The organism is Variovorax nitratireducens, from assembly GCF_051216545.1.
Lineage (GTDB): Bacteria > Pseudomonadota > Gammaproteobacteria > Burkholderiales > Burkholderiaceae_C > Variovorax.
In genome coordinates, this window is the sequence record NZ_JBPJZO010000001.1 from 983,305 (window position 1) to 1,008,091 (window position 24,787).

A 24,787-nucleotide genomic window follows, 5' to 3' on the forward strand; every position below is an offset into this window, starting at 1 on the left:
TGTGGTGGCCAGGCAGGTCGCTTCACGAATCCACACTTCCCCAGCCCGGCACGAACGGGTAGCGCGCGGCCCAGAAATCCGTCAGGCGCGGGTCGGCATCGACGCGGCGCACCACCTCGGCCATGCGCGGCGCCTCGCGGTAGAAGCGCGCGCGCCCGGGCGTCCAGCGCGACACCACCGCCACGTAGAGGTCGAGCATGCCGATGCGCTCGCCGAGCAGCCAGGGAGTGTCGCCCTGCAGCTGTGCATCCATCAGGCGCCAGCATTCGGCAATGCGTTCTGCCGTTCGCGTGAGCATGGTCGCCTGCGCTGCCGGTTCGGGCGTGAGGCGCGAGGGCTCGTCGCGCACCCAGTACATCGAGTAGATCGCGGCTGGCACGTACACCATCCAGCGCAGGTAGCGTGCCCGCAGCGGGTCGTCCGGCGCCGGACAAAGCCGCGCCTCGGGATAGCGGTCGCCCAGCCAGATGAGGATGGCGGCGCTTTCGGTCATCACTTCGCCGGACGGCAGCACCAGCGCTGGCACCTGCTGCAGCGGATTGACGGCCGTGAGCTTGTTGCGCTCGTGCTCGCCTTCCCATGGCGCAACGTCGATGGCCGTGCATTGCGCACCGATCAATGTCAGCGCGGCGTGCACCGGCGTGGCACCCGAACCGGCCGCGCCGTAGAGGGTGTAGTGGTCTGCGTGGGTCATGCGCGCAGCGTAGCGCGCCGCGGCTCAGGCGGCCAGCAGTGCGTCGATCTGCCGCAGGCCTTCGATCGTCTTGATGCAGGCGTCGGCTGCTTCGGTGCCTTTCACCGCGAAGTGGCGATGGAAGTACTTGCGGTGTTCCACATGCTCATGGAAGTGGTGCGGCGTCAGCACGGCTGACAGGATCGGCACGTTGGTTTCGAGCTGCAGCGCCATCAGCGTGCTGACCACCGTGTTGGCCACGAACTCGTGGCGGTAGATGCCGCCGTCGACCACCAGCGCGCAGCCGACGATGGCGGCATAGCGGCCCGACAGCGCGAGGCGCTTGGCCTGCAGCGGGATCTCGAAGGCGCCGGGGACGTCGATGACGTCGATCCGGTCGCGTGCGAAGCCCTGGCGCGCCATCTCTTCGAGGAAGGCATCGCGCGCCTGGTGCACGATGTCGGAATGCCACTGCGCCTGGACAAAAGCGACGCGCAGGCGGTTCGATGCATCGGACGCCGGGAGGGCGGAAAGGGGAAGGTCGTTGATCTGACTCATGGTGCCTCTTGCAAAAAAGCAGGTTTCCAGAATCAGGGCGCACGAAGCCGCGGGCCAGACCGCACGACGCAAAGACGCGCGCGGCCAAGCCAGCGTTTCGCGCTCTCTTTCATCCGGACTGTGACCGTCGGCTTCGGAATCTCACCGAAATCTGCTGACCCCGAAACCCGCTGGGCTTCGGGCGCTCGCGGGCTTGTGCAGCTTTCGCCGCCATCACCGCCGGTGGGGAATTGCACCCCGCCCTGAGAACGCTTGGCTCCAGCTTGCGCCGGAGCGAGGCCGATTTTAGGGAGGAGCGAGCAAGCGCGCTGTCACGCAGGAGCCAAAACCCCACGGCCCGCTGCGCATCTCAGTGTGCGGCCAGGAATTGCGTCATGCGCTGCAGCTCGTCGTCCAGCGCCGCGCGAAACGCTGCGCCGCGCGGCTTCGCCCCTGCATAGCCGAAGATTGGCGCCAACCGGCCTTCGCTTGCCGACACGTTGGCCCAGCCGATCACACGGTCGTGCCACAGCAAGGGCAGGGCGTAGTGGCCGTACTGGCGTTTCGGTGCCGGCGTGTAGGCCTCGAACTTGTATGCCCAGCCCCACAGCAGTTCAAAGCGGCGGCGATCCCACACCACCGGATCGAAGGGCGCGAGCAGCCGCACCGACTCGTCGGGCGAGTGGCGTCGGGAGCGCGGGTTTTCATCGGCAGGCCAGTACCACGTCGTGCCGTCGATGCGGCAGGTGGCGAGTTGTTCGCGCGCCTGTCGCAAGGCGTCCCGTGTTTGCGCCGAAAGATGCGGGGCGCCATGGCCCAGTAGCCGCACGAGGTAGGTCAGGCTTGCGGCAGGCAGTGGCGCGTACTTGCGCACCACCAGATCGACCAGCGCCGCAGCGCGTTGCGCCCGCCCGACGGGGCTTTCGTCGCAGGGCGGGTGTGCCACGGCTTCATAGACGCGAGTGCCGCTGTCGCGCCGGGCCACGCGCAACATGCCGCGGTAGTGCATGCCGTCGAGCAGGTGCGTGCTCGCATTGCTCGAGCCGCCCCAATAGTTCTTCATGCGCCCGTGCGCGAAATGGAGCTCCACCTGGCGTGGATGCACAGGACCGTGTTCGCGGACGAAGGCCAGCACGGCGGCCGCCTTGCGTTGCGTTTCGGCATCCCATGGGCGGTTGGACTCGCGGGGGTGCATCAGCGCGAGGTGCTCGCGTGGCAGAAAGCCGTAGTTGACGAGGCAGTCTTCCTCGATCGGAAGACGTGGATAGCGGCGCTCGAGGTCGCCGGCACGATAGTCGGTGACCCGATGGCGAAGCGTCAGATCCTGCGCGCGCGCCGGGGCGCGGATCGGATCGGCCTGTACGAAGCCGAGCCGCTGGATCGCACGCGGCAGCGTCGTGGGCTTGAACAGGGTGCGCGCCACGGCATAACGGCGCAGGTCGTCGACGGTCGGGTCAGCCATGGGGCCGATTGCAGCACAGCGGGGCGTGTCGTGTCGTTGCCTGGTTCATGGTCTGGGGCGGGCCGATGGTGGTGGGTGGCCCCTTCCGCGAATGTCCCCCGGCCTGCGGCCTCCTCCTTTATTTCGCTGCAGGGGCCACCCACCACCATCGGCCTTGGGCACGCACTGCATGTTCAGCGCGAATCGGTCACGCCGCGTCCAGGCTCAGGGCGGTGGGGCACGCTGCGCAGCGAAATAAAGGAGGAGCCGAAGGCGGGGGACATTCGCGGAGCAGCGTGCCCCGCCGCCCTGATCCCGCCCCGGACCCTCTGCGCCCCGGACCCTCTGCGCCCCGGACCCTCTGCGCCCCGGACCCTCTGCGCCCAGATCACCGCTGGATTCAGATCCTTGAATGCAAGACCGTTGTCAGTCGACAAACCCCTCGGCGCGGTGGAAGTAGGCCGCATCGGCCGGCAAAGCTTTCACGCGCACGGCCGGCTGGCCGGCGTAGAGCGTGTGCTCTTCAAGATACGGCTTGTTCAGCACCGCACCGGCGCCGAGCACACAGCGGTCGGGCAACACTGCGCCGCCAAGCACCGTGACGCGGGTTCCCACCAGACAGTAGGCACCGATCGAGATCGGCTTGCAATCCTGCCGGCCGGCCACGATGTCGATGCCGTGCGTGATGATCTGCGAGTGGTAGCCCGCCACCGTGCTGAACGCGCCGATCTCGACCCGGTCGGTGCAGTCGATGATGTGCGATTTGGTGATGGCCGCGTGTGCGCCGAGCAGCAGCGCCGGATCGCGCGCGGTGCGGTGTGTGAAGTGCGCGCCGTCCGGCGCATGGCCGGTGATCCAGTTGCCGCGTTCGATGATCGAGTGGTCGCCGCATTCGAGCCGGCCCAGGTGGACCGCGACGTTGAAATGCCCGATCCGGGCGCCGGAGCCCATCTCCAGCTGGCCCGGAAAGATGTACGAGAGCCCGATGCGCGCATCGTCGGCAATCCGGTAGCCCCATACCCGGCGCAGCAGCCAGCGCTTGAGTGGCCAGGGCAGCAACACGACCGCCAGCGACAGCAGCTTTCTCACGCGCGTTGACGGGCTTCGATGACCCGGCGATAGCTTTCGATGTAGCCCATGGCCATGCGCTCCGAAGAATAGAGCGCGGCATTCGCGAGGCCGAGCGTACGCATCTCGCCTAGCCGCGGTGTGGCCTGCTCGATGGCGGTCGCAAACGCGGCAGCATCGAGCGGATCCACATACACCGCGCCTTCGCCGCCGATCTCGTTCATCGGTGCGAGGTCGGACGTGAACACCGGGCAGCCGCAAGCCTGCGCCTCGATGATCGGCCAGCCGAAACCTTCCTGCAGCGAAGGAAACAGCAGGGCCACGGCGCTTGCATAGAGCGCGCGCAGCTCGTCGTGCGACACATCGCGAATCACCCGGATCTGCTCGAACACACCGCTCGCGCGCGCCAGCTCGGCCATCTCCGGCGACAACTCCGGCCCGACGAACAGCAGCTTGTCTGCGGCGGGCGATCGGCCACCGGCTGCCGCGCGTTGCTGCAGTTCGATGAAGGCCTTGAGCACGGCAACGCGGTTCTTGCGTGCCAGATCCCAGCCGATGTGCATGAAGTAGCGGTCCTGCACGGTCAGGCCGAAGCGCTCGATCAGGGGCGCGGCCTGTTCGGAGGACACCACCGTGAAGTCCGCGTTGAGGCCATTCAGCACCACGCTGGCCTTCTTTTCGTCGACAAGTTTCAGTGCGAGCAGGTGGCGCCGCGTCAGGTGCGAAACGCAGGTCACCAGGTCGGCGCGCTGCAAGCCTTGCGAGATCAGCCGCTGGAACAGCCGACCGGTTCGGCCCACGCTCCAGCCCTCGACCATGCCAAGCGCGGCCTGGATCGCGATCACGTCATGGCAGGTCACGATGTTCGGCTTGCCGACCACGCGCGGCACATACATCGCATTGGAGTGATCGGTCACGTGCACCACATCGGCCCAACGCACGTGCCGCCCGAGCGTCAATGGGAAAAAGACGAACTTGTCGATGTAGCCCACCCATTTGCGCAGGCGCTTCGGATAGGGCAGGCGCAGCGCCAGCGGCTCGGCTGTCACCAGCCGGACATCGCAGCCGAGGCGGGCAAGTTCGCGCTCGATCACGGCCTGGAACAGAAGCATGCTGGTCTGCCCGTCCAGGGGCAGGTTGCCTATTAAAAGCACTTTCATCGATGGGCAGAGTCCGAGGGAAGAAGATGCAGCGTCAAAAGAAGGTTCCGATGGAAGTGCGGGAGTGCACGATCAGATTGGATAGCAATTATCGTGACACACGTATCGCGGCCGTCCCGAATTTGCGTAAGCTTGCCATCATGCAAGCCTATCGTGCCTCTCTTTTGCGTTTCGACAACGCGGGCAACGCCTTGTTCGATCAGGACGGCCTGCTGGTGGTGGGGCCGGATGCACGCGGGCGCCAGATCGTCCAGGACGCGGGCTCCTGGGATGCGCTGGCCGCGCGTTACAGCCACCTGAATGTAATGCGCCTGCCGGGCAGGATCCTCGCGCCGGGCTTCATCGACATGCACATCCACTTTCCGCAGACCGACATCATCGGTGCGCCCGCAGACGGGCTGTTGCCGTGGCTGGAGAACTACACGTTTCCGGTCGAAAGTCTTTTTTCCGATCCGGCGCACTCGGCGGAAGTGGCAGAGGTGTTTTTCGACGAACTGCTGCGCAACGGTGTCACCACGGCGGTCACCTTCGCAACCTCGCATCCGGCTTCGGCACAGGCGTTTTTTGCCGCTGCCCAGCGCCGCAAGCTGCGCATGATCGGCGGCAAGGTGCTGCAGGATCGCCACTCGCCGGACGGCGTGCGCGACGAAACCGAGCAGAGCCTGATCGACACCGAAACCCTGATCCAGCGCTGGCACAACGTCGACCGGCTCGGCTATGCCATCACGCCGCGTTTTGCGCCGACCTGCTCCGAAGCCCAGCTGCGCGGCGCCGGCGCGCTGGCGGCACGCTATCCCGACACCTGGATCCACACCCATGTGGCCGAGAACGAAGACGAGGTGAAGTGGGCGGCCGAGTTGTTCCCGCAGGCCCGCTCATACCTCGACGTGTACGTCGGCTTCGGCCTGATGCGCCGCCGTTCGGTGTATGCGCACTGCATCCATTTCGACGATGACGACCGCCGGCTAATGCGTGAAACCGGCGCCGCGGCGGCCGTGAGCCCCACCAGCAACCTGTTTTTGGGAAGCGGCTTCTTCGATTTCGAGGGTGCCGACCGCATTGGCTACCACTACGGCCTTGCCAGCGATGTCGGCGGCGGCACCAGCTTCAGCCCGTTCCACACGATGATGGCGGCGTACTACGTAGGTCGGCACGGACAGACCAAGCCGGGGATCAGCATCGCGCCGTCGCAGCTCTGGTGGCGCCACACCGCAGGCGCAGCACGCGCGCTCGGCCTCGATGGCGTGGTCGGCAACCTTCAACCCGGCTGCGAAGCCGACTTTCTGGTGCTGAACCCCGAAGCAACGCCGTTGCTTGCACGCAAGACAGCGCGTGCCGACAGCCTCGAAGAGCTGCTGTTCGCGATGATCGTGCTCGGCGACGACCGGGTGATCGAACAGGCCGTGGTGTCGCAAGCGCTGGCCGTGTCGGCGCGTGCGGCTGCCCCTTGCGCCGAAGCGGCGCGCGCCACCACCGCCTGATCCGCCCCTGCGCAATCGACCCTCTGCGCGAGCCGGCGCGGGGCGCCGTTGCCGGCCGTGCCACAATTCGCGCCACCTTCTGCAGCCCCGATTTCACATGAGCATCAAGAGCGACAAATGGATCCGGCGCATGGCCGAACAGCACGGCATGATCGAGCCCTTCGAGCCGGGCCAGGTGCGCCAGCAGGACGGCCACAAGATCATCAGCTACGGCACCTCGAGCTACGGCTACGACATCCGCTGTGCACCCGAGTTCAAGGTGTTCACCAACATTCACAGCACCGTGGTGGATCCGAAGAACTTCGACGAGAAGAGCTTCGTCGACATGAACGGCGACTTTTGCATCATTCCGCCCAACAGCTTTGCGCTGGCGCGCACGGTGGAGTATTTCCGCATTCCGCGCAACGTGCTGACCATCTGCCTGGGCAAGAGCACCTACGCGCGCTGCGGCATCATCGTCAACGTGACGCCGTTCGAGCCCGAGTGGGAAGGCTACGTGACCCTTGAGTTCAGCAACACGACGCCGCTGCCCGCCAAGATCTATGCGGGCGAGGGATGTGCGCAGGTGCTGTTCTTCGAGAGCGACGAGGTCTGCGAGACCAGCTACAAGGATCGCGGCGGCAAGTACCAGGGCCAGCGCGGCGTGACCCTGCCCAAGGCCTGAGCGGGTAGGGCCATGACGGTTGGTTACGCCGCCTCCCGTTGAACCGCTACCATCTCCGTAGCCGGTTGGCGCCGGCAAGGAGCGCGTCATGAAATGGGAAGGCAACGAACAGTCCGACAACGTTGAAGACCGCCGCAGCGGCGGTGGCGGATTCCCGATCGGTGGCCGCAGTGTCGGCATCGGCACCGTCGCCGTGGCGCTGATCGCAGGCTGGGTGTTCGGCATCAATCCGCTGACCGTGCTCGGGCTTCTCACCGGCGGCGGCGATCCGGCGCCGCAGGTGCAGCAGGGCCCCGCGCCCAAGCCCCCGTCCAATGACCGCGAAGCGGCCTTCGTCTCCACCGTGCTCAAGAACACCGAAGTGGTCTGGACGGCGATCTTTCGCCAGAACAACGGCACCTATAACGCGCCCAAGCTCGTGCTGTTCCGCGGCGCGACCCAGACGGCCTGTGGCACCGGCCAGGCGGCGATGGGCCCGTTCTATTGCCCCGGCGACAAGAAGGTCTACATCGACCTCGGCTTCTTCGACACCCTGAAGAACCAGCTCGGCGCGCCCGGCGAGTTCGCGCAGGCCTACGTGATCGCGCACGAGGTCGGCCACCATGTGCAGGACGAACTGGGCGTGACCGCCAAGGTCGACGGCATGCGCGGGCGACTGAGCCAGACCCAGAACAACGCGCTGAGCGTGCGCGTGGAGCTGCAGGCCGACTGCTTCGCCGGGGTCTGGGCGCACCACTCTCAGGAGTCGAAGAAGTGGCTCGACCCGGGCGACATCGAGGCGGCCATGAATGCGGCCCAGAAGATCGGCGACGACGCGCTGCAGCGGTCGGCCGGCCGGGCTGTGGTGCCCGACAGCTTCACCCACGGCACCAGCGCCCAGCGTCAACGCTGGTTCGGCGCCGGCTATCAGAGCGGCCAGATCCAGTCCTGCGATACCTTCGCGGCACGGAGTTTGTAGCGCGGCCGGAACGCCCGGTTGGCCCCGGTTTCTTGTTGTCATTGCCGGTTTTTGCGGCAGTGCGACAATTGATGGTTAATGACAAGTTCTTTTTCCAATCTTTCGCTGGCCGAACCGCTGGCACGCGCCGTGGCCGAAATGGGCTACGAGACCATGACACCGATCCAGGAGCAGGCCATTCCGGTCGTGCTTGCGGGGCAGGACGTGATGGGCGCGGCGCAGACCGGTACCGGCAAGACAGCCGCCTTCGCGCTGCCGCTGTTGCAGCGAATGCTCAAACACGAGAACAGTTCGACCTCGCCGGCGCGCCATCCGGTGCGCGCACTGGTGCTGTTGCCCACGCGCGAGCTGGCGGTGCAGGTTGCCCAGCAGGTTGAGCTTTATGCCAAGTACACCAACCTGCGCAGCACCGTGGTGTTCGGCGGCATGGACATGAAGCCGCAGACGCTCGAGCTCAAGAAGGGTGTCGAAGTGCTGGTCGCCACTCCGGGCCGCCTGCTCGACCACATCGAAGCCAAGAACGCGGTGCTGAACCAGGTTGAATACGTGGTGCTCGACGAAGCCGACCGCATGCTCGACATCGGTTTTCTGCCCGATCTGCAACGCATCCTGAGTTACCTGCCCAAGCAGCGCATCACCCTGCTGTTCTCGGCCACGTTCTCGCCCGAAATCAAGCGTCTGGCCGGCAGCTACCTGCAGAACCCCATCACGATCGAGGTGGCGCGCCCGAACGAAACGGCTTCCACGGTCGAGCAGCACTTCTACAGCGTGAGCGACGACGACAAGCGGCGTGCCCTGAAGCAGATCGTCAAGCAGCGTGGCATCACGCAGGCTTTTGTCTTCGTCAACAGCAAGCTCGGCTGCGCGCGGCTCGCGCGTTCGCTCGAACGCGAGGGCCTCAAGACCACCGCGCTGCATGGCGACAAGAGCCAGGACGAGCGGCTGAAGGCGCTCGAATCGTTCAAGAAGGGCGAGGTCGACCTGCTGGTGTGCACCGACGTTGCGGCCCGCGGCCTCGACATCAAGGACGTGCCGGCGGTGTTCAACTTCGACATCCCGTTCAACGCCGAAGACTATGTGCACCGCATTGGCCGCACGGGCCGCGCGGGCGCTTCCGGCCTGGCCGTGAGCTTTGCCAGTGGCGGCAACGATGTGCGGCTGGTGGCCGACATCGAAAAGCTCATCAAGACAAAGATCGAGCTCGAACCCATCGAGTTCGAAGAAGACCGTCCACGCGGCCACATCAACGATGGTCGCCGTCACTGGCGCGAAGAGGGCGAGGCCGGCGACGCGCGCGACGTGCTGGATCAGCCGCGTGAACGCGCTGCCGAACCCCGCGCACTGCGCGGCGGGGGGCGCCCCCACCGTGCGCCATCCGCGCCGCGCGACCCGTTCTTCGATCAGCCCTACGAGGCGGAGGCAGGCCAGCCCGATGCCACGCCCGCGTGGGAAGCGGCGGCCAAGACTGCGCCTGCGACGCGCGGCATTTCGGCCAACATCAAGAGCAAGCGCAAGGTGGCGGCGTTGTTCAAGACTGCCGACCCGACGGCCGAGTCGAGTTCCTGACGCTGGTTTTTTGAGCCTTTCAGCCCTGCAAAGCCCGGTTCAGCCGGGCTTTTGGCTTTGCGGGCACTCAACCTTGATGTGCTCGCGCTCGGCAAGCGTGGCGCCGATGCGCGCCGCGCTGAGGCATCCACCCCAGACGCAACCGGTGTCGGTCGACAGCAGGTCGGGCCGCGACACCCAACCCAGGGTCGACCAGTGGCCGAAGGCGACCGTCGCGCCAGCGGTGCGCCGGCCCGGCACGTCGAACCAGGGCATGAAGCCGTCCGGCGCGGAACCGGCACCGTCCTTCGACTCGAATTCCATCACGCCCTCGGCGCTGCAGAAGCGCAACCGCGTCAGCGCGTTCACGATCGCGCGCGACCGGGCGCTGCCGGTCAGCGTGGCGCTCCACTGCGCCGGCTCGTTGCCGTACATGGTTTGCAGAAACTCCCCCAGGGCCGGGCCGCGCAGGACGGCCTCGACCTCCGCTGCGAGCACGCGCGTATCGGCCACGCTCCATTGCGGCGGTACCCCGGCATGCACCATCAGCAAGTCGGCGCCGGCGATTGTTTCGTGCAAGGCCATGTGCTGTTGCCGCAGCCAGTCGAGCAGCATCTCGCGGTCGGGCGCGTCGAGCACGGCGGCCAGCGTGTCCTTGCGGCCAGCCTTGCGTGCGCCGTGTGCCACGCCGAGCAGGTGCAGGTCGTGGTTGCCGAGCAGGCTGCGCGCCGAGGCGCCGTAACCCTGCACCCGCCGCAGCACGGCGCCCGAATCGGATCCGCGATTGACGAGGTCGCCCAGCAGCACGATGCGGTCGCGGCTCGGCGAGAAGGCGATCTTGTCGAGCAGCCGGCCCAGCGCGTCGTCGCAGCCCTGCACATCCCCTATCAAGTAAAGTCCCATGTCCCCATTCTCACCCGCGTACATGGATGTTTTTCTGCTGGCCCTGCTGACGACGCTCAACGCGTTGTTCTCCATGTCCGAAATGGCCCTTTCGACCAGTCGGCGTGCGCGGCTCGCAGCCATGGCCGAATCCGGTGATGCGGGTGCTGTTGCGGCGCTTCGCCTGATGGAAGACCCGACCCAGTTCCTGTCGAGCGTACAGATCGGCATCACCTCGATCGGCATGCTCAGCGGCATCGTGGGCGAAGCCGCATTCGCGGCGCCGCTGGCCGACTGGCTCGAAGGCCTTGGCATGGGGAGGGGCACCGCCAGCGTCGTCTCGACCGCGCTGGTGGTGACCTGCATCACCTTCTTCACGATCGTTTTCGGCGAACTGGTGCCCAAGCGCATCGGCCAGCTCTACCCCGAGCCGGTGGCGCGCTGGGTGTCGCGCCCGATGCGCGCGCTGGCCACCGGCGCCAAGCCTTTCGTGGTGCTGCTCTCGGGCGTGACTGGCATGACGCTCAAGTTGCTGCGCATCGACGCCAACGCCGCGCGCATGGTGACCGAAGAAGAAATCTCGGCCAGCCTCGAGGAAGGCGTCGATGCCGGCGTGATCGAGCAGCACGAGCATCAGATGGTGCGCAACGTGTTCCATCTCGACGACCGGCGACTCTCGTCGCTGATGATTCCGCGCGCCGACATCGAATGGCTCGACGCCTCCGACACGGTGGCGCAGGCGCTGCAGAAGGTGGCCGCCGCCGCCGCGTTGAATCTGGTTCATTCGTGGTATCCGGTGTGCCGCAACTCGCTCGACGATGTGGTCGGCGTGATCAGCGTCGCACAGCTGCTGCAGCTCGGGCCGGAGCATGAAGGTCCGATCGAGTCGGCCGCACAGCCCGCCTCGTTCGTGCCCGAGACGCTGACCGGCATGGAATTGCTCGAGCAGTTCCGCGTGCGCGCCGGCCGTCTGGTGTTCGTGGTCGATGAATACGGCGTGGTGCAGGGCCTGATGGCGCCACGCGACCTGCTCGAAGCCATCACCGGCGAACTGCAGCCCGGCATGCAGACCGACGCCTGGGCCACGCTGCGCGCCGACGGCGTATGGGAGCTCGACGGACTGATGCCGGTATCGGAACTGCGCGCGCGGCTCGCCATCAAGGAACTGCCGGAAGAAGAGCGCGGTCGCTACAACACCGTGGCCGGTCTGCTGATGTCGGTGTCGGGCCATCTGCCGACGGTGGATGAGCGCATCGACTGCGCCGGCTGGACCTTCGAAGTGGCGGCACTCGACGGTCGCCGTATCGACAAGATCCGGGCCCGCCCCGACCTCAACTACGACGCCGACGAGTCTTGAAGCGTCAGCAGGGCGCCAGGGCGCAGGCGCGGCCTAGATGGAAACCGGGCCGCGCGCCGGCAGGCCGGTGAGGCCGCAAAGGCGCTGCAGCACGCCGTAGCCCTGGGCGAGCGCCGCGGCGTAGGTGGCGAAAGGGCGATCCGCCTTCTGCATAGGCTCGTAGCGTCCGTCACGGCGCACATCCTCCTGGATCACCCAGTAATAGGCGCCATCCCGTGGCTGTTCGACCAGCAAACCAATTTTGCGAACCTGCATGATGCCCTCGGACAAGAAAAATGAATGCCTGAACTTTAGAACTTAGGTATCCATTTTCCGAGGAAAGATTTCACGCTTTGCGGGGTTTGAGCACGATGTCGGCGCTCAACCCGCCTGGAACTTGCCGAGTTCAAACACGGAGTTCGGCGCCTTCGGGCGGCTCGGCGCCGCTCTTGCACGAATCGGTTCGGCCCGCTTGACGGGGGCACTTTCGCTTTCGATGCGGACGCCGCTGGCGATCTGGTCATCGACCAGCTTCTGCAGACTGATGGAATCCAGGAACTCCACGACACGCTGGCTCAGCGAAGACCAAAGGTCGGGCGTCAGGCATCGTTGATCGTCCGGGGCGACCAGATCGAAGCCGCGCTGGCCCGACTCGGTGCCGGAACCATCGACCGCGTAGACGATGTCCGCCACCGAGATTTTTGCCGGGGCCCGACCGATCGTGTAGCCGCCGCCCGGTCCGCGTGTCGATGCCACGAGGCCGTGCCGGCGCAGGTCGGCGAACATCAGTTCGAGGTACGAGATCGAGATGCGCTGCCGGCGGGCGATGACGGCCAGCGCAATCGGCCCGGTCTTTCCGTGCAAGGCCACGTCGACCATTGCAACGACGGCCATCCGGCCTTTGGTGGTGAGACGCATGGCGGCTCCTTGAAAAACGGTTTACTCGTCGCGTCCACCGCCGATGCCAAGCAGCATGAGCAGCGACTGGAACACGTTGTAGAGGCTGAGGTAGACGCCCAACGTGGCGGTGATGTAGTTGGTTTCGTGGCCGTCTTTCACGCGCTTCAGGTCGTGCAGGATGAAGGCCGAGAAGATGCCCACTGCCAGCACCGACAACGTGATCATCAACGCGCTCGACTGGATGAAGAAGTTGGCGATGCCGGCGACCAGCAGAAGAATGGCGCCGATGAAAAGCCACTTGCCCATCGACGTCAGGTCGCGCTTGATCACCGACGACAGCGAAGCCATGCCGAGGAACACGGCGCCCGTGCCGGCGAAGGCGGTCATCACCAGACTCGCACCGTTCGACAGGCCGAGCACGCTGCCGACCAGGCGAGAAAGCATCAGGCCCATGAAGAACGTGAACGCCAGCAGCACCGGCACGCCGGCCGCGGAGTTCTTGGTCTTTTCGATCGCGAACATGAAGCCGAACGCACCCGCCAGAAAAACCACCAAGCCGATGCCGGGCGACATGGCGCTGGCCACGCCGGTCGCCACGCCGATCCAGGCGCCCAGAACCGTGGGCACCATCGACAGTGCGAGCAGCCAGTAGGTGTTGCGCAGCACCTGGTTGCGTTGCGCGCTCGAATCTCCGATGGATTGGCCCGCGCCGAATACCTGAATGTCGTCTCTCATCTGATTTCTCCTGTGAAGGTGGTACTCGTCGAATGTAGTGGCAATCAGGTTTCGATAAAAGTCGTATATTTGGCATCGTTACATCGCTTTTCACGCAGTATCGATTGCGTCCTGCACTGTTGAACTACAAGCACCTTCACTATTTCTGGGCTGCAGCCAAGGCGGGCGGCGTCGTTCGCGCAGGTCTGCAGCTGCACATCACGCCGCAAACCCTGTCGGCGCAGATCAAGATGCTCGAAGACTCGCTGGGATGCCGGCTGTTCCAGAAAAGCGGCCGCGGTCTCGAACTCACGCCAGAGGGCCGCACCGCGCTGAGCTACGCCGACCACATCTTCTCGCTGGGCGCGGAGCTCGAGGCCGCGGTCAGCAGCAAGAGCCTGGCCGGGCGCAGCCTGAGTTTTCGGGTCGGGATCGCGGATGCGGTGCCCAAGGCGATTGCCTACCGGCTCCTCGAGCCCGCCCTCACCATTCCCGAGCAGGTTCGCCTGGTTTGCCACGAAGGCAACTTTCGCGATCTGCTGGCGCAACTTTCGGTGCAGCGCCTCGATCTCGTGATTGCCGACGAGCCGATGAGCAAGCAGACCAGCGTCAAGGCTTTCAACCACACGCTCGGCACCACGGCGATGACGTTCTTCGCGGCGCCCGCGTTGAAGCAATCGCTCAAGGGATCGTTTCCCGGTTGCCTCGATGGCGCACCGATGCTGATTCAGGGGTCGTCGTCGGCCATGCGGCAGCGCCTGGATCTGTGGCTGGCCGAGCATGCCTTGCGGCCGCGCCTGATCGGCGAGTTCGACGATGCCGCGTTGCTCAAGGCGTTCGGCGGCGAAGGGCGCGGCGTGTTCATGTCGCCGGCCGTGCTCGAGGAAGAGACCTGCGCGCAGTACGGCGTCGAGGTGGTGGGGCGCACCTCCGAACTGGTCGAGGAGTTCTTTGCCATCTCGGTCGAGCGCCGCATCAAGCATCCGTGTGTCGTCGCCATCACCCACGCGGCGCGGGTGAGTTTCTTGCGGACGTGAGGGACGCTCAGCCGCCGGCCGTCGTCAAGTCTTCCAGCGGGCGCACCGGCTTTCTGCTTTCGTCGTCCAGGCCGCTTCGCCCTTGATCCGCTCGACCACCTTGTAGTAGTCCCACGGTTCGCTCGACTCGGTCGGTGTCTTGACCTGCATCAACTGCATGTCGTGCACCATGAGTCCGTCGCCGCGCAGCCAGCCGCCCTTGACGAACATGTCCTCGAACTTCGACTTCTTGAGTTGCGCCATCACCGTGTCCGCGTCGTCGGTGCCGGCTGCTTTCACCGCCTTCAGGTACTGCACCGCAGCCGAGTAGTCGCCTGCGTGGAAGGAGGAGGGCATGCGCTTGTGCTTGTCGAAAAAGCGGCGCGCCCATTCCCGGGATTCCGGCGTCTGGTTCCAGTACCAGCTGTCGGTCAGGTACATGTTCTGCGCGGTCTTCAGGCCAAGGGCGTGTACATCGTTGATCGTGATGATCATGCCGGCCAGCTTCATGTTCTTGCTGAGGCCGAACTCGGCAGCGGACTTGAGCGCGTTGACGGTATCGCCGCCTGCATTGGCCAGTGCCAGCACCTGGGCGTTCGAGCCCTGCGCCTGCAGCATGAACGAAGAGAAGTCGCTCGCCCCGAGCGGATGCTTGACCGACCCCGCCACGGTGCCGCCATTGGCAAGGATGATCTTGCTGGCATCGTTTTGCAGCGCTGCGCCGAAAGCATAGTCGGCCGCCACGAAGTACCAGCTCTTTCCGCCGGACTTGAGCACCGCGCTGGCGGTACCGCGCGCCATGGCCACCGTGTCGTAGGCGTAGTGCACGGTGTAGGGCGAGCAGAACTCGTTGGTGAGGCTGGAGGCCCCTGAACCGACCACGAAGAAGGGCTTCTTCTTGTCCGCGGCAACGCCCGCCATCGCAATGGCCGCGCCGGAGTTCACGCCGCCGATCAGCATGTCGACCTTGTTGACGTCGAACCATTCCCGCGCCTTGGCGGCAGCGATGTCGGGCTTGTTCTGATGGTCGGCGGTGACCAGTTCGATCTTCTTGCCATTCAGCATGCCGCCGAGGTCGGCAATGGCCATCCGGATCGCTTCGGCACCGGCCGGGCCGTCGTAGTCGCGGTAGATGCCGGACATGTCGCTGATGAAGCCGATCCGGACCACGTCGTCCGAGATCTGGGCGGAGGCGCTGATGGCGGTCGCGCCGAGAACCAGGGCGGTGGCGATGCGTGCGTTTTTCATGTTCTGTGTCTTTTTGATGAGCGGGTTGGGGTGACTTCAGAGCGCGAAGGCGGGCCGGACGGAGCCGATGCGCGGCAGGCCCATCATTTCGCGCGCCTCGGCCGGCGTTGCTGGCTCCATGTCGAGCTCGCGCATCACGCGGACGATCCGCTCGGTCAGCTGTATGTTGGTTGCGAGTTCGCCCTGGCGGTAGTACAGGTTGTCTTCCAGGCCCACGCGGGCATGGCCGCCGAGCAGCAGCGAAGCCACGTTGGCTTCGAGCTGCGACGGGCCGATGCCGCTGACGCAGAAGATGCTGTTCTTCGGAAGGGTGTCCACCATCATCTGAAGGAAGCGCGGCGAGTAGGGCATTGCGTTCTGAAAATTGCGGTGCACGTTCATCACGAGATTGACGAAGTGAGGCGCGTCGTCGAGCCCTTCGTCGATCAGCGTGGTGGTGTCCTGAAGGATGTGCGTCGGGCTGAAGACTTCCCATTCGGGCTTGATGCCGCGTGCCTTCATTCCCGCCGCGAGTTCACGCCCACGGGTCAGCGAGGTGTCCATCAGGATCTCCTTGCCTTCGAAGCTCAGATTGAGCGTGGTCGCGTCCAGCGTGCACATCTCGGCACCGGCATCCATGCCTTTCAGGCGCTCCTCCCAGAGAATTTCCCAGCGGTCGCCGGCCAGTGGCTTCACCATGTCGCCATGGACGCCGCCGCCCGTGGAGTTGTTGATCACGATGTCGCTCTTGGCGCGGATGCGGGTGTTGATGTCGCGGTAGATGTCGGCGTTGCAGGTGGCGCCGTCGTCGGGGCGCCGGGCATGGATCGCGACCACGCTCGCGCCGGCGTTCCAGCATCGAATGACGTCTTCGGCGATTTCTTTCGGTTGGGTGGGGAGGGCGGGGTTCTGCGACTTGTGCGCCATGCCGCCGGTCGGGGCAATGGTCAGAATCACTTTGCGTTTGGACATCGTTGGCGTGTGCTGTTGGAGGGGTGATCGGTAGGGAGCCCCATTGTTTTTTGCACGCGTCGTGCGGTCAGTCGTTTCAACGACATTTGGGGGCAGGGTTTACGAGACGCGCTGGCATGCAGGCGCTTCGCTGCACACGCCCCGGACGAGCGTCGTTCCGAACCGGTTGTCGCGTTGGCTGCACAGGCATCGCGCGCCTGCGCTTCGTGCTTGACGTTTTTGGGTAGAGCCTGTGGGGCGGGCCGCTGGCGGCGGGTGGCCCCTTCCGCGAATGTCCCCCGGGCTTCGCCCTCCTCCTTTATTTCGCTGCAGGGGCCACCCACCACCAGCGGCCTTGGGCACGCTCTGCATGTTCAGCGCGAAACGGTCACGCGGCTTCCAGGATCAGGGTGGTGGGGCACGCTGCGCAGCGAAATAAAGGAGGAGGGCGAAGCCCGGGGGACATTCGCGGAGCAGCGTGCCCCGCCGCCCTGATCCCGCCCCGGAACCTCGCAGCCCCGGAACCTCGGCGCCCTGATCCCGTCCCCCTGTCAGCGCATCAAACCGCGCACTTGTGGCGTTCGATGCAGGTGTCGAGCACTTCGGCGCCATCGCGTTGCCACCAGTCGAGCGCCGAGAAGATCTCTACCTCGCTGAAGCCAGCGAAGCCGGCCGCTTCCACCCAGCCCCGGATCTTCTTCAGCTCGACCACGCCATCGCCCATCATCCCGCGGTCGGACAACAGGTCGCGTGTGGGCGTGAGCCAGTCGCACACGTGGTAGGCCAGCAGGCGCTGCTTGCCGGCGCGGGCGATCTGCTGCTGCAGCTTCGGATCCCACCACACGTGATAGATGTCGAGCGCCACGCCGAGCATGCCGCTGCGACCGGGATCGAGCTCGTCGCAAATATCGAGCGCATGCTCGAGCGTATTGATGCAGGCGCGGTCGGCCGCCTGCATCGGATGCAGCGGCTCGATGGCGAGCGGCATGCCGACCTCGCGTGCGTAGTCGAGCGAGGCGGCGATGCCGTCGCGTACTTCGCTGCGGGCGCGGCCCAGATCCTTGTAGGCGGCCTTGCCGTCGAGCGCACCGGGCAGCGCGCCAACCACCAATACGACACAGGGCGCATTCAGCGTCCTGGCCTCGTCGATCGCGCGGCGGTTGTCGTCGAGCGCAGCCTTCAGTCCGGCCGCGTTGGGCGCCGGGAAGAAACCGCCGCGGCAGTAGCCCGAGAGGCCGATGTCGTGCGCCTTCAACTGCTTCGCCACCTTGTCGAGGCCGACCGCAGCGACCTGGTCGCGCCACGGGCTGATGGCGCGCACACCGCGCTCGGCGCACTGGTCGATGATGCGATCCAGCGGCACCTCGACGCCGCGCTGCTTGCGTACCGTGGCCGTGTTGATGGAAAGCCAGTCGTGGTCTTTGGAGAAATCGCGCATGGATGAGGCAGGTTCAGATCTTGTCGGGAGGCGTCGGGGCGTGTCGCTCGCGCCGCATCTGGCGCAGGATCGCGGCGTTGTCGAGTTCGCCGTCTCCCGCCGCGACGGCGGCGCGCATCAGTTCGGCATGGGTCTCGGAGAGCGGCAGGCGCTGGCCGGTGCGCAGGCCGTGGTCGAGCATGAGGTCGACATCTTTCAGGTGCTGCCGGATGCGCGATTGCGGGGCGAATTCGCCGCTCACCATCATGGCCCCCTTGGCCGCGGCGGCATCGGAGCGCGCCGGCGTCGCCAGCACCAGTTCGACGAAACGCGCCGGCGCGATGCCCATGCTTTCGGCCAGAACGATGCCCTCCGCGAGCGCGGCGCGATTGAGTCCGAGCACGAGGTTCGTGGCCAGCTTGGCGCATGCGCCGGCACCGGCACCGCCGACATGGATGCGCCGCGTTGACAGGGCAGCAAGCACGCTCTCGTGCTGCCGGATTGCCTCGGCATCGCCGCCGAGCAGGAGCGTGGCCTCGCCCGCGGCGATCTGGCTGCTGGAGCCCGACAGCGGCGCCTCGATGAAGTCGATGCCGCGCTGCGCCAGCCGGCCGGCCAACGCTTCCAGCGCCTCGGGCGCGCCGGTGGAGCAGTCGATGAGCGTGCGCACGGCGCCGCCGGCAACCAGGCCCTGCGGGCCTTCGGCCGCGTCGATCACCCCTTGCGTGTCAAACACGGCCAGCACCACGACCTGGCACTCGCGCCCGATCTCGCCTGGGGAAGACGCGACACGCATGCCCGATGCGCGCAGCGCTTCCCGCGCTTCCTCGCGCACGTCGAACCCCACGATCTCGAAGCCCGCGCCGGTCAGCCGGCGTGCCAGCGCCGTGCCGACCAGGCCGAGGCCGATAAGGCCCAGCGGCCCGGATGCAGGTCGAGCGCTCACGCGACCCTGCGTCACAGCGATGCGCCTCCGCAGATCTGAATGTCCTGGCCCGTGATGGCGTCCGCATCGGGCGAGAGCAGGTAGGCCACCAGTGCAGCCACCTCCTGCGGCTGGATCAGCCGGCCGAGCGGCGGTACGCGCGGCGCCGCCGTCGTGCGCGCCGGATCCTCCAGCATCGCAGTGGCCGTCGCCGCGGGCGACACCACGTTGACCGTGACGCCGTTAGCGACGACCTCGGCCGCCCAACTGCGGGCCATGGCGACGAGTGCGGCCTTGGTCGCGGCGTACTGGCTGCGCCCGGCCATGCCGCGCGCGACACGGCTTCCGATCATCACCACGCGGCCGCGTCCGGCAACGCGCATGGCCGGCACGAGGACGTTGGCGATGCGCTCGATCGCGTCAACGTGCAGTTGCCACATCGCGGGGCCGTCGACTGCCCCCAGCGCGCCCAGCGCGCCGACACGCAGTACGCCGGCGGCGTGAACCAGCGCGTCGATCGGGCCGGTGGCCGCGGCCACCGCGGCACGGGTCGCTGCCTCGGTGGCGGCGCCATCGCGCAGATCCAGGGCCGATGCGCTGAAAGCCTCGTGCGAGAGTGATGGCGGTGCAAGGTCGAAGCCGAAGACGCGCCACCCGTCGGCCAGCAATCGCCGGGTGATGGCGAGGCCGATGCCCGAGCTGCTGCCCGTGACCACCGCGCACCGCCGCTCATTCAACACGTATGTTGCCTTCGGTGATGATCTTCTGCGAAGCCGCCATGTCGTCGCGCTGGAACCTGGTGAAGTCTTCCACGGAGCCCGGCGTGAGCAGCAGGCCCTGTGGCAACAGCTTGTCGCGCATCTCGGCGCTGGCGAGGGCCTTGTTGACCTCGGTGTTCAGGCGCGTCGTCACGTCTGCTGGCAGCTTGGCGGGGCCCCACAGTCCGTACCAACTGTAGAACTCGTAGCCGCCGATCGTTTCGCCCACGGTCGGCACCTCGGGAAGGCTGCTCGCACGCGCCTTGGAGGTCACCGCGATCACGCGCAGCATGCCGCTCTTGTGGTACTGCAGTGAGCCAAGAATGGGATCGATGAACCCGTCGATCTGCCCGCCGATCAGATCCTGGAATGCAGGAGCGGTGCCCTTGTATGGGACGATCAGATAGTCGAGCTGGCCTGCGCGCTTGAGCAGCTCGGTGGAGAGATGGCCGGCCGACCCGATCGAGCCCACGGCGAAGGTCATCTTGCCGGGGTTCGCCTTGGCATAGGCCACGAGCGACTTGACGTCGGTGATGGGTAGGTTCTTGTTGATCGCCACCGACAGCGGCGCCTTGGCGACCAGCGCCACAGGCGTGAAGTTGGTGACCACGCTGTAGGGCACCGACTTCATCGTCATCGGTGCCGTCACGAAGGTCGATGCGTTGAACAGCAGCGTGTAGCCGTCCGCCGGCGCCTTGGCGACGGCATCGGCACCAATGGTGCCGTTGCCCCCCGGCTTGTTGTCGATGACGAAGGCCTGGCCGGTCTGCTCGCCCAGCTTCTGCGCCAGCAGGCGGCCCACCGTGTCCAACGTGCCGCCGGGCGGGAACGGAATCACCACGCGCACCGGCTTCGTGGGCCAGGACTGCGCCATCGCGCTCGCGGTGACAACACCCAGCACCAGCGGCAGCAGGGCCTTCATCAGGATCTTCTTCATGTCGTGTCTCCTTGGGGTCGAGGAATGCGGGCGCGGTTCAGGCGTCGACGCCATGCAGTGCGAGCAGTGTTTTCATGCGCTGCACGGCGATTTCGGGTTGCTCCAGCACGTTGGCTGCATCCGCGAGGCGGAACAGCTCGGCGAAGTGCTGCAGCGAGCGCGTGCTCTGCTGGCCGCCGACCATCGTGAAGTGCTTCTGATGGCCGTTGAGCCAGGCCATGAACACCACGCCGGTCTTGTAGAAGCGCGTGGGCGCCGCGAAGATGTGGCGCGACAGCGGCACCGTCGGCCCGAGGAGCGCGTGGAACTTCTCGACGTTGCCCTGCGCCAGTTCGCCGAGCGCCGCGCTCGCGGCCGGCGCGATGGCGTCGAAGATGCCGAGCAGGGCGTCGCTCTTGCCATGCATCGGCTCGTCACTAAAGCCGTCGCCGGCGATCAGCTCGGCGTAGTTGAAGTCGTCGCCGGTGTACATGCGCACGCCCTTGGGCAGGCGGCGGCGCATCGCGATTTCCTTGTCCTTGTCGAGCAGCGAGATCTTGATGCCGTCGACCTTGTCCGGGTGCGCCGCGATGATGCCGATGGCTGTGTCCATGGCGGCATCGACGTTGGCAGTGCCCCAGTAGCCCGCCAGCGCGGGGTCGAACATCTCGCCGAGCCAGTGCAGCACCACCGGTTGCCTGGCCTGCGACAGGATGCGGTCGTACACGCGCTCGTAGTCGGCCGGACTCTTCGCGACGCGGGCCAGCGCGCGGCTGGCCATCACGATCAGCTTGCCGCCGAGCGCTTCGATTGCGGCCATCTGCTCTTCGTAGCCGCGGATCACGTCATCGACGCTCTTCACGTCGTCGAGGTTCAGGTGGTCGGTGCCGCAGCCCGAGGCGACCAGGGCGCCGGGAACGTCCTTCGCGGCATCGAGCGAGCGGCGGATCAGCTCCAGCGAGGTCGGCCAGTCAAGGCCCATGCCGCGCTGTGCCGTATCCATCGCCTCGGCCACGCCGAGGCCGAGCGTCCAGAGGTGCCGGCGGTAGGCGATGGTGGTGTCCCAATCGATGGCGGCTTGCAGCCACGGGTCGACGGCCGCGAGCGGGTCGGCCACGACGTGTGCGGCCGAGTACGCGATGCGGTTGAACGCCACGCCGGCCGGCGGCCGCGACGGCACGCTGCCGCGCAATGCGTAGGGGGCGAGCGCGCCGCTCTCGGTGGGAAGAGTAAGGGTCAGGGGCATGTAGCTGCTCGGAGAAATTCAAGCCAAATCGGACTGCAGCGCCCGCTGGAGCGCGCTGCGTGCTTTCAAACCTGCAGCGCGGGCACGTCGACCCAGCGCCGGTCCTTCCAGCTTTCCAGTGCGGCTTCGACCAGCTGCACGCCCTTGGCGCCTTCGGGCAGCGTCCACTTGTAGGGTTCGTTCTCGACCACGTGGCGAATGAAGTGCTCCCACTGGATCTTGAAGCCGTTGTCGTACGCCTGCGAGTCCGGAATCTCCTGCCACTGGTCGAAGAAGTTCATGGTCTGCTTCTCGTCCGGGTTCCACACCGGGCGCGGCGTCGCCACGCGCGACTGGGCGCGGCAGCTCGACAGCCCGGCGACGGCCGAGCCGTCGGTGCCATCGACATGGAAGGTCACGAGGTCGTCGCGGCGCACGCGCGTAGCCCAGCTCATGTTGAGTTGCGCGACCACCGGTTCGCCGTTGTGGCCGATCAGTTCGCAGGTGGCATAGGCCGCGTCGTCGGCCGTGCACTCGTAGGGCTTGTCGCTTTCGTCCCAGCGCTTCGGGATGTGCGTCACGCCCAGGCAAGACACCGACTTCACTTCGCCGAACAGGTTGTCCAGCACATAGCGCCAGTGGCACATCATGTCCAGGATCATGCCGCCACCGTCTTCCTTGCGGTAGTTCCACGAGGGCCGCTGGATCGGCTGCAGGTCGCCCTCGAACACCCAGTAGCCGAACTCCAGGCGCACGCTGAGCATGCGGCCGAAGAAGCCGGCGCGGCGCAGCATGTCGAGCTTGCGCAGGCCGGGAAGAAACAGCTTGTCCTGCACCGCGCCGTGCTTCAGGCCCGAGCCTTCGGCCAGGCGGGCGATCTCGACCGCCTCGTTGAGGTTGGTCGCGATCGGCTTCTCACAGTAGACGTGCTTGCCGGCGCGGATCGCCTTGGCGAGCAGGGTGGGGCGCATCTGCGTGGTGCCGGCGTCGAAGAAGATGCTGTCGTCCTTGTTCTCCAGCGCCTTGTCCAGGTCGGTGCCCCAGCGCGCGATGCCGTGGGTCTTGGCCAGCGCTTCCATCTTCTCGGCGTTGCGGCCGATGAGGATCGGGTCGGGCATGACCTTGTCGCCGTTCGACAGCGTGACGCCGCCTTGGGCGCGGATCGCGCAGATCGAGCGGATCAGATGCTGGTTCATGCCCATGCGTCCGGTGACGCCGTGCATGATGAGACCGAGTCGTTGCTGTGCCATGTGTGTTTGCTCTCCGGGGTTGCTTATTGCGTGGGTTGCAGGCCTGCGGCCTTGACCAGCGCGGCGTTGCTCTTGATTTCGTCCTTGATGTAGGCGTCGAACTGCTCGGGCTTGAGCGTCCAGGCGTCGGCGCCGAGCTTCAGGAAGCGTTCCTTGACTTCGGGCGAGGCCAGCGCCTTTTCGACTTCGTCGTGCAGGCGGTTCACCACGTCACGCGGCGTTTTGGCGGGCGCCATCATGCCGATCCAGAAGTTGAACTCCGAGCCCGGCACGCCCGCTTCGGCGGTGGTCGGCACGTTGGGCAGCGCGGCCGCGCGCTTGGGCGAGCCGACGGCCAGCGCCAGCAGCGTGCCTTCCTTGATCTGGCCGATCACCGGCGCGATCGGCGAGAAGTAGTAGTCCACGCGGCCCGACAGCACTTCGGTAACCGCCTCGCCCGAGCCCTTGAACGGGATGTTGGTGGCTTCGATCTTCGCGGCCATCTTGAACTTCTCGGCGTTGAGGTGCGTGGCGCTGCCCTGGCCGGCCGAAGCGAAGTTGATGCTGCCGGGCTTGGCGCGCGCGGCGGCCAGCAGCTCCTGCAGCGTCTTGATGTTCTTGGCGGGAGAAATCACCAGTGCGTTGGGCAGGCTGGAGATCGGCGTGACGCCGACGAAGTCGTTGAGCGTGTCGAACGGCAGCTTGGCGAAGGTCGACGGGCTCACCGTGTGCGATGACGAGTGGATCATGATCGTGTAGCCGTCGGGTGCGGCCGTGGCCACCGCCTGCTGGCCGATCGTGCCGCTGGCGCCGCCGCGGTTGTCGATGACCAGCGTCTGGCCAAGGCTGGCCGACATCTTGTCGGCGATGGCGCGCGCAATGATGTCGGTGGTGCTGCCGGCTGCGAACGGCACGATCACGCGGATCGGCTTGTTCGGGTAGGTGTTCTGCGCCATGGCGCCGGTCGCTGCGGCAGAGAGCGCAGTCACGACAAAAGCGCGACGGGCCAGGTTCATCACGGTGTGCATGTCAGGTCTCCGGTGGTTTTAATTCACTAACGGGTGAATTGTAGAAACCGGGCCTTGCCGCGTCAACGCAGTGGGTTGTTCAGTCCCTCAGTACATACCCTAGGATCACATCGCACACGTGTGAGAGGCGTTCGTTGTGCGCCTTTCGCGTCATCAGGTCGCGGCCGAAGATGGCCGAGAGCGTGTGGTTGTTCGACAGGTAGAAGTACGCCAGCCCCGCGATGGAGATGTAGAGCTGTACGGGGTCGATGCCGCCGCGGAATACGCCGTCCCGGCGGCCTTTTTCGAGGATGTCGCCGAGCGTCAGGATCAGCGGCGAATTCATCTCCCGCACGCGCGACGACTTCGTCAGATGGCGTGCCTGGTGCAGGTTGGCGCTGTTGAGGAGCGTGATGAACTCGGGGTGCGCGAGGTAGTAGTTCCAGGTGAACTCGGTCAGCCGGCGCACTGCGTCCGCAGGTGGCAGGTCGAGCAGGTGCAGTGCCTTTTCGGCCTCGCGGATGTCGGCGTAAACGCTCTCCAGCACGGCCATGAACAGGTCGTCCTTGCTGCCGAAGTAGTAGTAGATCAGCCGCTTGTTGAGGGCTGCGCGCTCCGCGATCCGGTCGACGCGCGCGCCCGCCAGGCCATGCTGCGCGAACTCGTCGCGCGCGGCGGCGAGGATGGCTTGCTGCGAGCGGTCGGCATCCCGCAGGCGCGGCTCGAGGGAGGTGGCTTCCATGGTTCCGTTGTAACT

Annotated in this window: 25 protein-coding genes and 1 riboswitch; of the genes, 6 read left to right on the forward strand and 19 right to left on the reverse strand. The window is 66.1% G+C overall.

Features of this window, described 5'->3' with window-relative positions:
* Positions 1–22: 22 nt before the first annotated feature.
* The 5 genes from ACSFA8_RS04630 to ACSFA8_RS04650 all read right to left on the reverse strand — a co-directional run bounded on the left by ACSFA8_RS04630 (position 23) and on the right by ACSFA8_RS04650 (position 4,879).
* A complete protein-coding gene (locus ACSFA8_RS04630) occupies positions 23–694 on the reverse strand; it encodes a glutathione S-transferase family protein (RefSeq protein ID WP_435478319.1) in 672 nt (223 codons plus the stop codon).
* 24 nt (positions 695–718) lie between these two features.
* Positions 719–1,231, reverse strand: a complete 513-nt coding sequence (locus ACSFA8_RS04635) for a 6,7-dimethyl-8-ribityllumazine synthase (protein WP_435478320.1) — start codon at positions 1,229–1,231, stop codon at positions 719–721.
* A gap of 97 nt (positions 1,232–1,328) precedes the next feature.
* A riboswitch (FMN riboswitch) is annotated at positions 1,329–1,485 on the reverse strand.
* 95 nt (positions 1,486–1,580) lie between these two features.
* A complete protein-coding gene (locus tag ACSFA8_RS04640; RefSeq protein WP_435478321.1) occupies positions 1,581–2,672 on the reverse strand; it encodes a DNA glycosylase AlkZ-like family protein in 1,092 nt (363 codons plus the stop codon).
* A gap of 405 nt (positions 2,673–3,077) precedes the next feature.
* Positions 3,078–3,740 carry an acyltransferase gene (locus ACSFA8_RS04645; RefSeq protein WP_435478322.1) on the reverse strand — a complete coding sequence of 221 codons (663 nt, stop codon included), beginning with the start codon at positions 3,738–3,740 and terminating at the stop codon, positions 3,078–3,080.
* A complete protein-coding gene (locus ACSFA8_RS04650) occupies positions 3,737–4,879 on the reverse strand; it encodes a glycosyltransferase family 4 protein (protein WP_435478323.1) in 1,143 nt (380 codons plus the stop codon). Before ACSFA8_RS04650 ends, ACSFA8_RS04645 begins: the two co-directional genes overlap by 4 nt.
* A gap of 140 nt (positions 4,880–5,019) precedes the next feature.
* Here ACSFA8_RS04650 and guaD point away from each other — a divergent pair, with 140 nt between their 5' ends.
* The 4 genes from guaD to ACSFA8_RS04670 all read left to right on the forward strand — a co-directional run bounded on the left by guaD (position 5,020) and on the right by ACSFA8_RS04670 (position 9,548).
* A complete protein-coding gene (gene guaD / locus ACSFA8_RS04655) occupies positions 5,020–6,360 on the forward strand; it encodes a guanine deaminase (RefSeq protein ID WP_435478324.1) in 1,341 nt (446 codons plus the stop codon).
* A 97-nt stretch (positions 6,361–6,457) separates the two neighbouring features.
* Positions 6,458–7,024, forward strand: a complete 567-nt coding sequence (gene dcd, locus ACSFA8_RS04660) for a dCTP deaminase (protein ID WP_435478325.1) — start codon at positions 6,458–6,460, stop codon at positions 7,022–7,024.
* Between the two features lie 88 nt (positions 7,025–7,112).
* Complete coding sequence (ypfJ, locus tag ACSFA8_RS04665) at positions 7,113–7,982, forward strand: KPN_02809 family neutral zinc metallopeptidase (RefSeq protein ID WP_435478326.1); 870 nt, start codon at positions 7,113–7,115, stop codon at positions 7,980–7,982.
* A 78-nt stretch (positions 7,983–8,060) separates the two neighbouring features.
* Positions 8,061–9,548, forward strand: coding sequence for a DEAD/DEAH box helicase (locus ACSFA8_RS04670; protein WP_435478327.1), 1,488 nt, complete (start codon positions 8,061–8,063; stop codon positions 9,546–9,548).
* Between the two features lie 39 nt (positions 9,549–9,587).
* Here ACSFA8_RS04670 and ACSFA8_RS04675 read toward each other — a convergent pair whose 3' ends face one another.
* A complete protein-coding gene (locus ACSFA8_RS04675) occupies positions 9,588–10,430 on the reverse strand; it encodes a symmetrical bis(5'-nucleosyl)-tetraphosphatase (RefSeq protein ID WP_435478328.1) in 843 nt (280 codons plus the stop codon).
* Between the two features lie 22 nt (positions 10,431–10,452).
* On the opposite strand from ACSFA8_RS04675, the gene ACSFA8_RS04680 reads away from it, so the two are divergent.
* Positions 10,453–11,766 (forward strand): hemolysin family protein, encoded by a 1,314-nt coding sequence (locus ACSFA8_RS04680; RefSeq protein ID WP_435478456.1) that lies wholly within the window; start codon positions 10,453–10,455, stop codon positions 11,764–11,766.
* Between the two features lie 33 nt (positions 11,767–11,799).
* Here the strand turns inward: ACSFA8_RS04680 and ACSFA8_RS04685 are convergent, their stop codons facing one another.
* From ACSFA8_RS04685 to ACSFA8_RS04695, 3 genes are all read right to left on the reverse strand, one after another.
* Positions 11,800–12,036, reverse strand: coding sequence for a hypothetical protein (locus ACSFA8_RS04685; protein ID WP_435478329.1), 237 nt, complete (start codon positions 12,034–12,036; stop codon positions 11,800–11,802).
* A gap of 90 nt (positions 12,037–12,126) precedes the next feature.
* The gene (locus ACSFA8_RS04690) at positions 12,127–12,663 is read right to left on the reverse strand and encodes an Rrf2 family transcriptional regulator (RefSeq protein WP_435478330.1); all 537 of its coding nucleotides are present in this window, start codon (positions 12,661–12,663) and stop codon (positions 12,127–12,129) included.
* Positions 12,664–12,684: 21 nt separating this feature from the next.
* Entirely contained in the window at positions 12,685–13,380 is a 696-nt protein-coding gene (locus tag ACSFA8_RS04695; RefSeq protein WP_435478331.1) for a Bax inhibitor-1 family protein, read from the reverse strand.
* A 119-nt stretch (positions 13,381–13,499) separates the two neighbouring features.
* On the opposite strand from ACSFA8_RS04695, the gene nhaR reads away from it, so the two are divergent.
* On the forward strand, positions 13,500–14,396 hold the full coding sequence (gene nhaR / locus ACSFA8_RS04700; protein WP_435478332.1) for a transcriptional activator NhaR: 897 nt from the start codon (positions 13,500–13,502) through the stop codon (positions 14,394–14,396).
* 24 nt (positions 14,397–14,420) lie between these two features.
* On the opposite strand, the gene ACSFA8_RS04705 is transcribed toward nhaR, so the two are convergent.
* The 10 genes from ACSFA8_RS04705 to ACSFA8_RS04750 all read right to left on the reverse strand — a co-directional run bounded on the left by ACSFA8_RS04705 (position 14,421) and on the right by ACSFA8_RS04750 (position 24,772).
* A complete protein-coding gene (locus ACSFA8_RS04705) occupies positions 14,421–15,623 on the reverse strand; it encodes an ABC transporter substrate-binding protein (protein WP_435478333.1) in 1,203 nt (400 codons plus the stop codon).
* Between the two features lie 36 nt (positions 15,624–15,659).
* Complete coding sequence (locus tag ACSFA8_RS04710) at positions 15,660–16,574, reverse strand: beta-keto acid cleavage family enzyme (protein ID WP_435478334.1); 915 nt, start codon at positions 16,572–16,574, stop codon at positions 15,660–15,662.
* Positions 16,575–17,112: 538 nt separating this feature from the next.
* Positions 17,113–17,991 (reverse strand): sugar phosphate isomerase/epimerase family protein, encoded by an 879-nt coding sequence (locus tag ACSFA8_RS04715; protein WP_435478335.1) that lies wholly within the window; start codon positions 17,989–17,991, stop codon positions 17,113–17,115.
* A 13-nt stretch (positions 17,992–18,004) separates the two neighbouring features.
* Complete coding sequence (locus ACSFA8_RS04720; protein ID WP_435478336.1) at positions 18,005–18,916, reverse strand: NAD(P)-dependent oxidoreductase; 912 nt, start codon at positions 18,914–18,916, stop codon at positions 18,005–18,007.
* Positions 18,917–18,927: 11 nt separating this feature from the next.
* The gene (locus ACSFA8_RS04725) at positions 18,928–19,635 is read right to left on the reverse strand and encodes an SDR family NAD(P)-dependent oxidoreductase (RefSeq protein ID WP_435478337.1); all 708 of its coding nucleotides are present in this window, start codon (positions 19,633–19,635) and stop codon (positions 18,928–18,930) included.
* Positions 19,625–20,575, reverse strand: coding sequence for a Bug family tripartite tricarboxylate transporter substrate binding protein (locus ACSFA8_RS04730; RefSeq protein WP_435478457.1), 951 nt, complete (start codon positions 20,573–20,575; stop codon positions 19,625–19,627). Before ACSFA8_RS04730 ends, ACSFA8_RS04725 begins: the two co-directional genes overlap by 11 nt.
* Positions 20,576–20,627: 52 nt before the next feature.
* Positions 20,628–21,815 (reverse strand): dihydrodipicolinate synthase family protein, encoded by a 1,188-nt coding sequence (locus ACSFA8_RS04735; protein ID WP_435478338.1) that lies wholly within the window; start codon positions 21,813–21,815, stop codon positions 20,628–20,630.
* A gap of 65 nt (positions 21,816–21,880) precedes the next feature.
* Entirely contained in the window at positions 21,881–23,044 is a 1,164-nt protein-coding gene (locus ACSFA8_RS04740) for a Gfo/Idh/MocA family protein (protein WP_435478339.1), read from the reverse strand.
* 23 nt (positions 23,045–23,067) lie between these two features.
* The gene (locus ACSFA8_RS04745; RefSeq protein WP_435478458.1) at positions 23,068–24,039 is read right to left on the reverse strand and encodes a tripartite tricarboxylate transporter substrate binding protein; all 972 of its coding nucleotides are present in this window, start codon (positions 24,037–24,039) and stop codon (positions 23,068–23,070) included.
* Positions 24,040–24,130: 91 nt separating this feature from the next.
* Positions 24,131–24,772, reverse strand: a complete 642-nt coding sequence (locus ACSFA8_RS04750) for a TetR/AcrR family transcriptional regulator (protein WP_435478340.1) — start codon at positions 24,770–24,772, stop codon at positions 24,131–24,133.
* Positions 24,773–24,787: the final 15 nt, after the last annotated feature.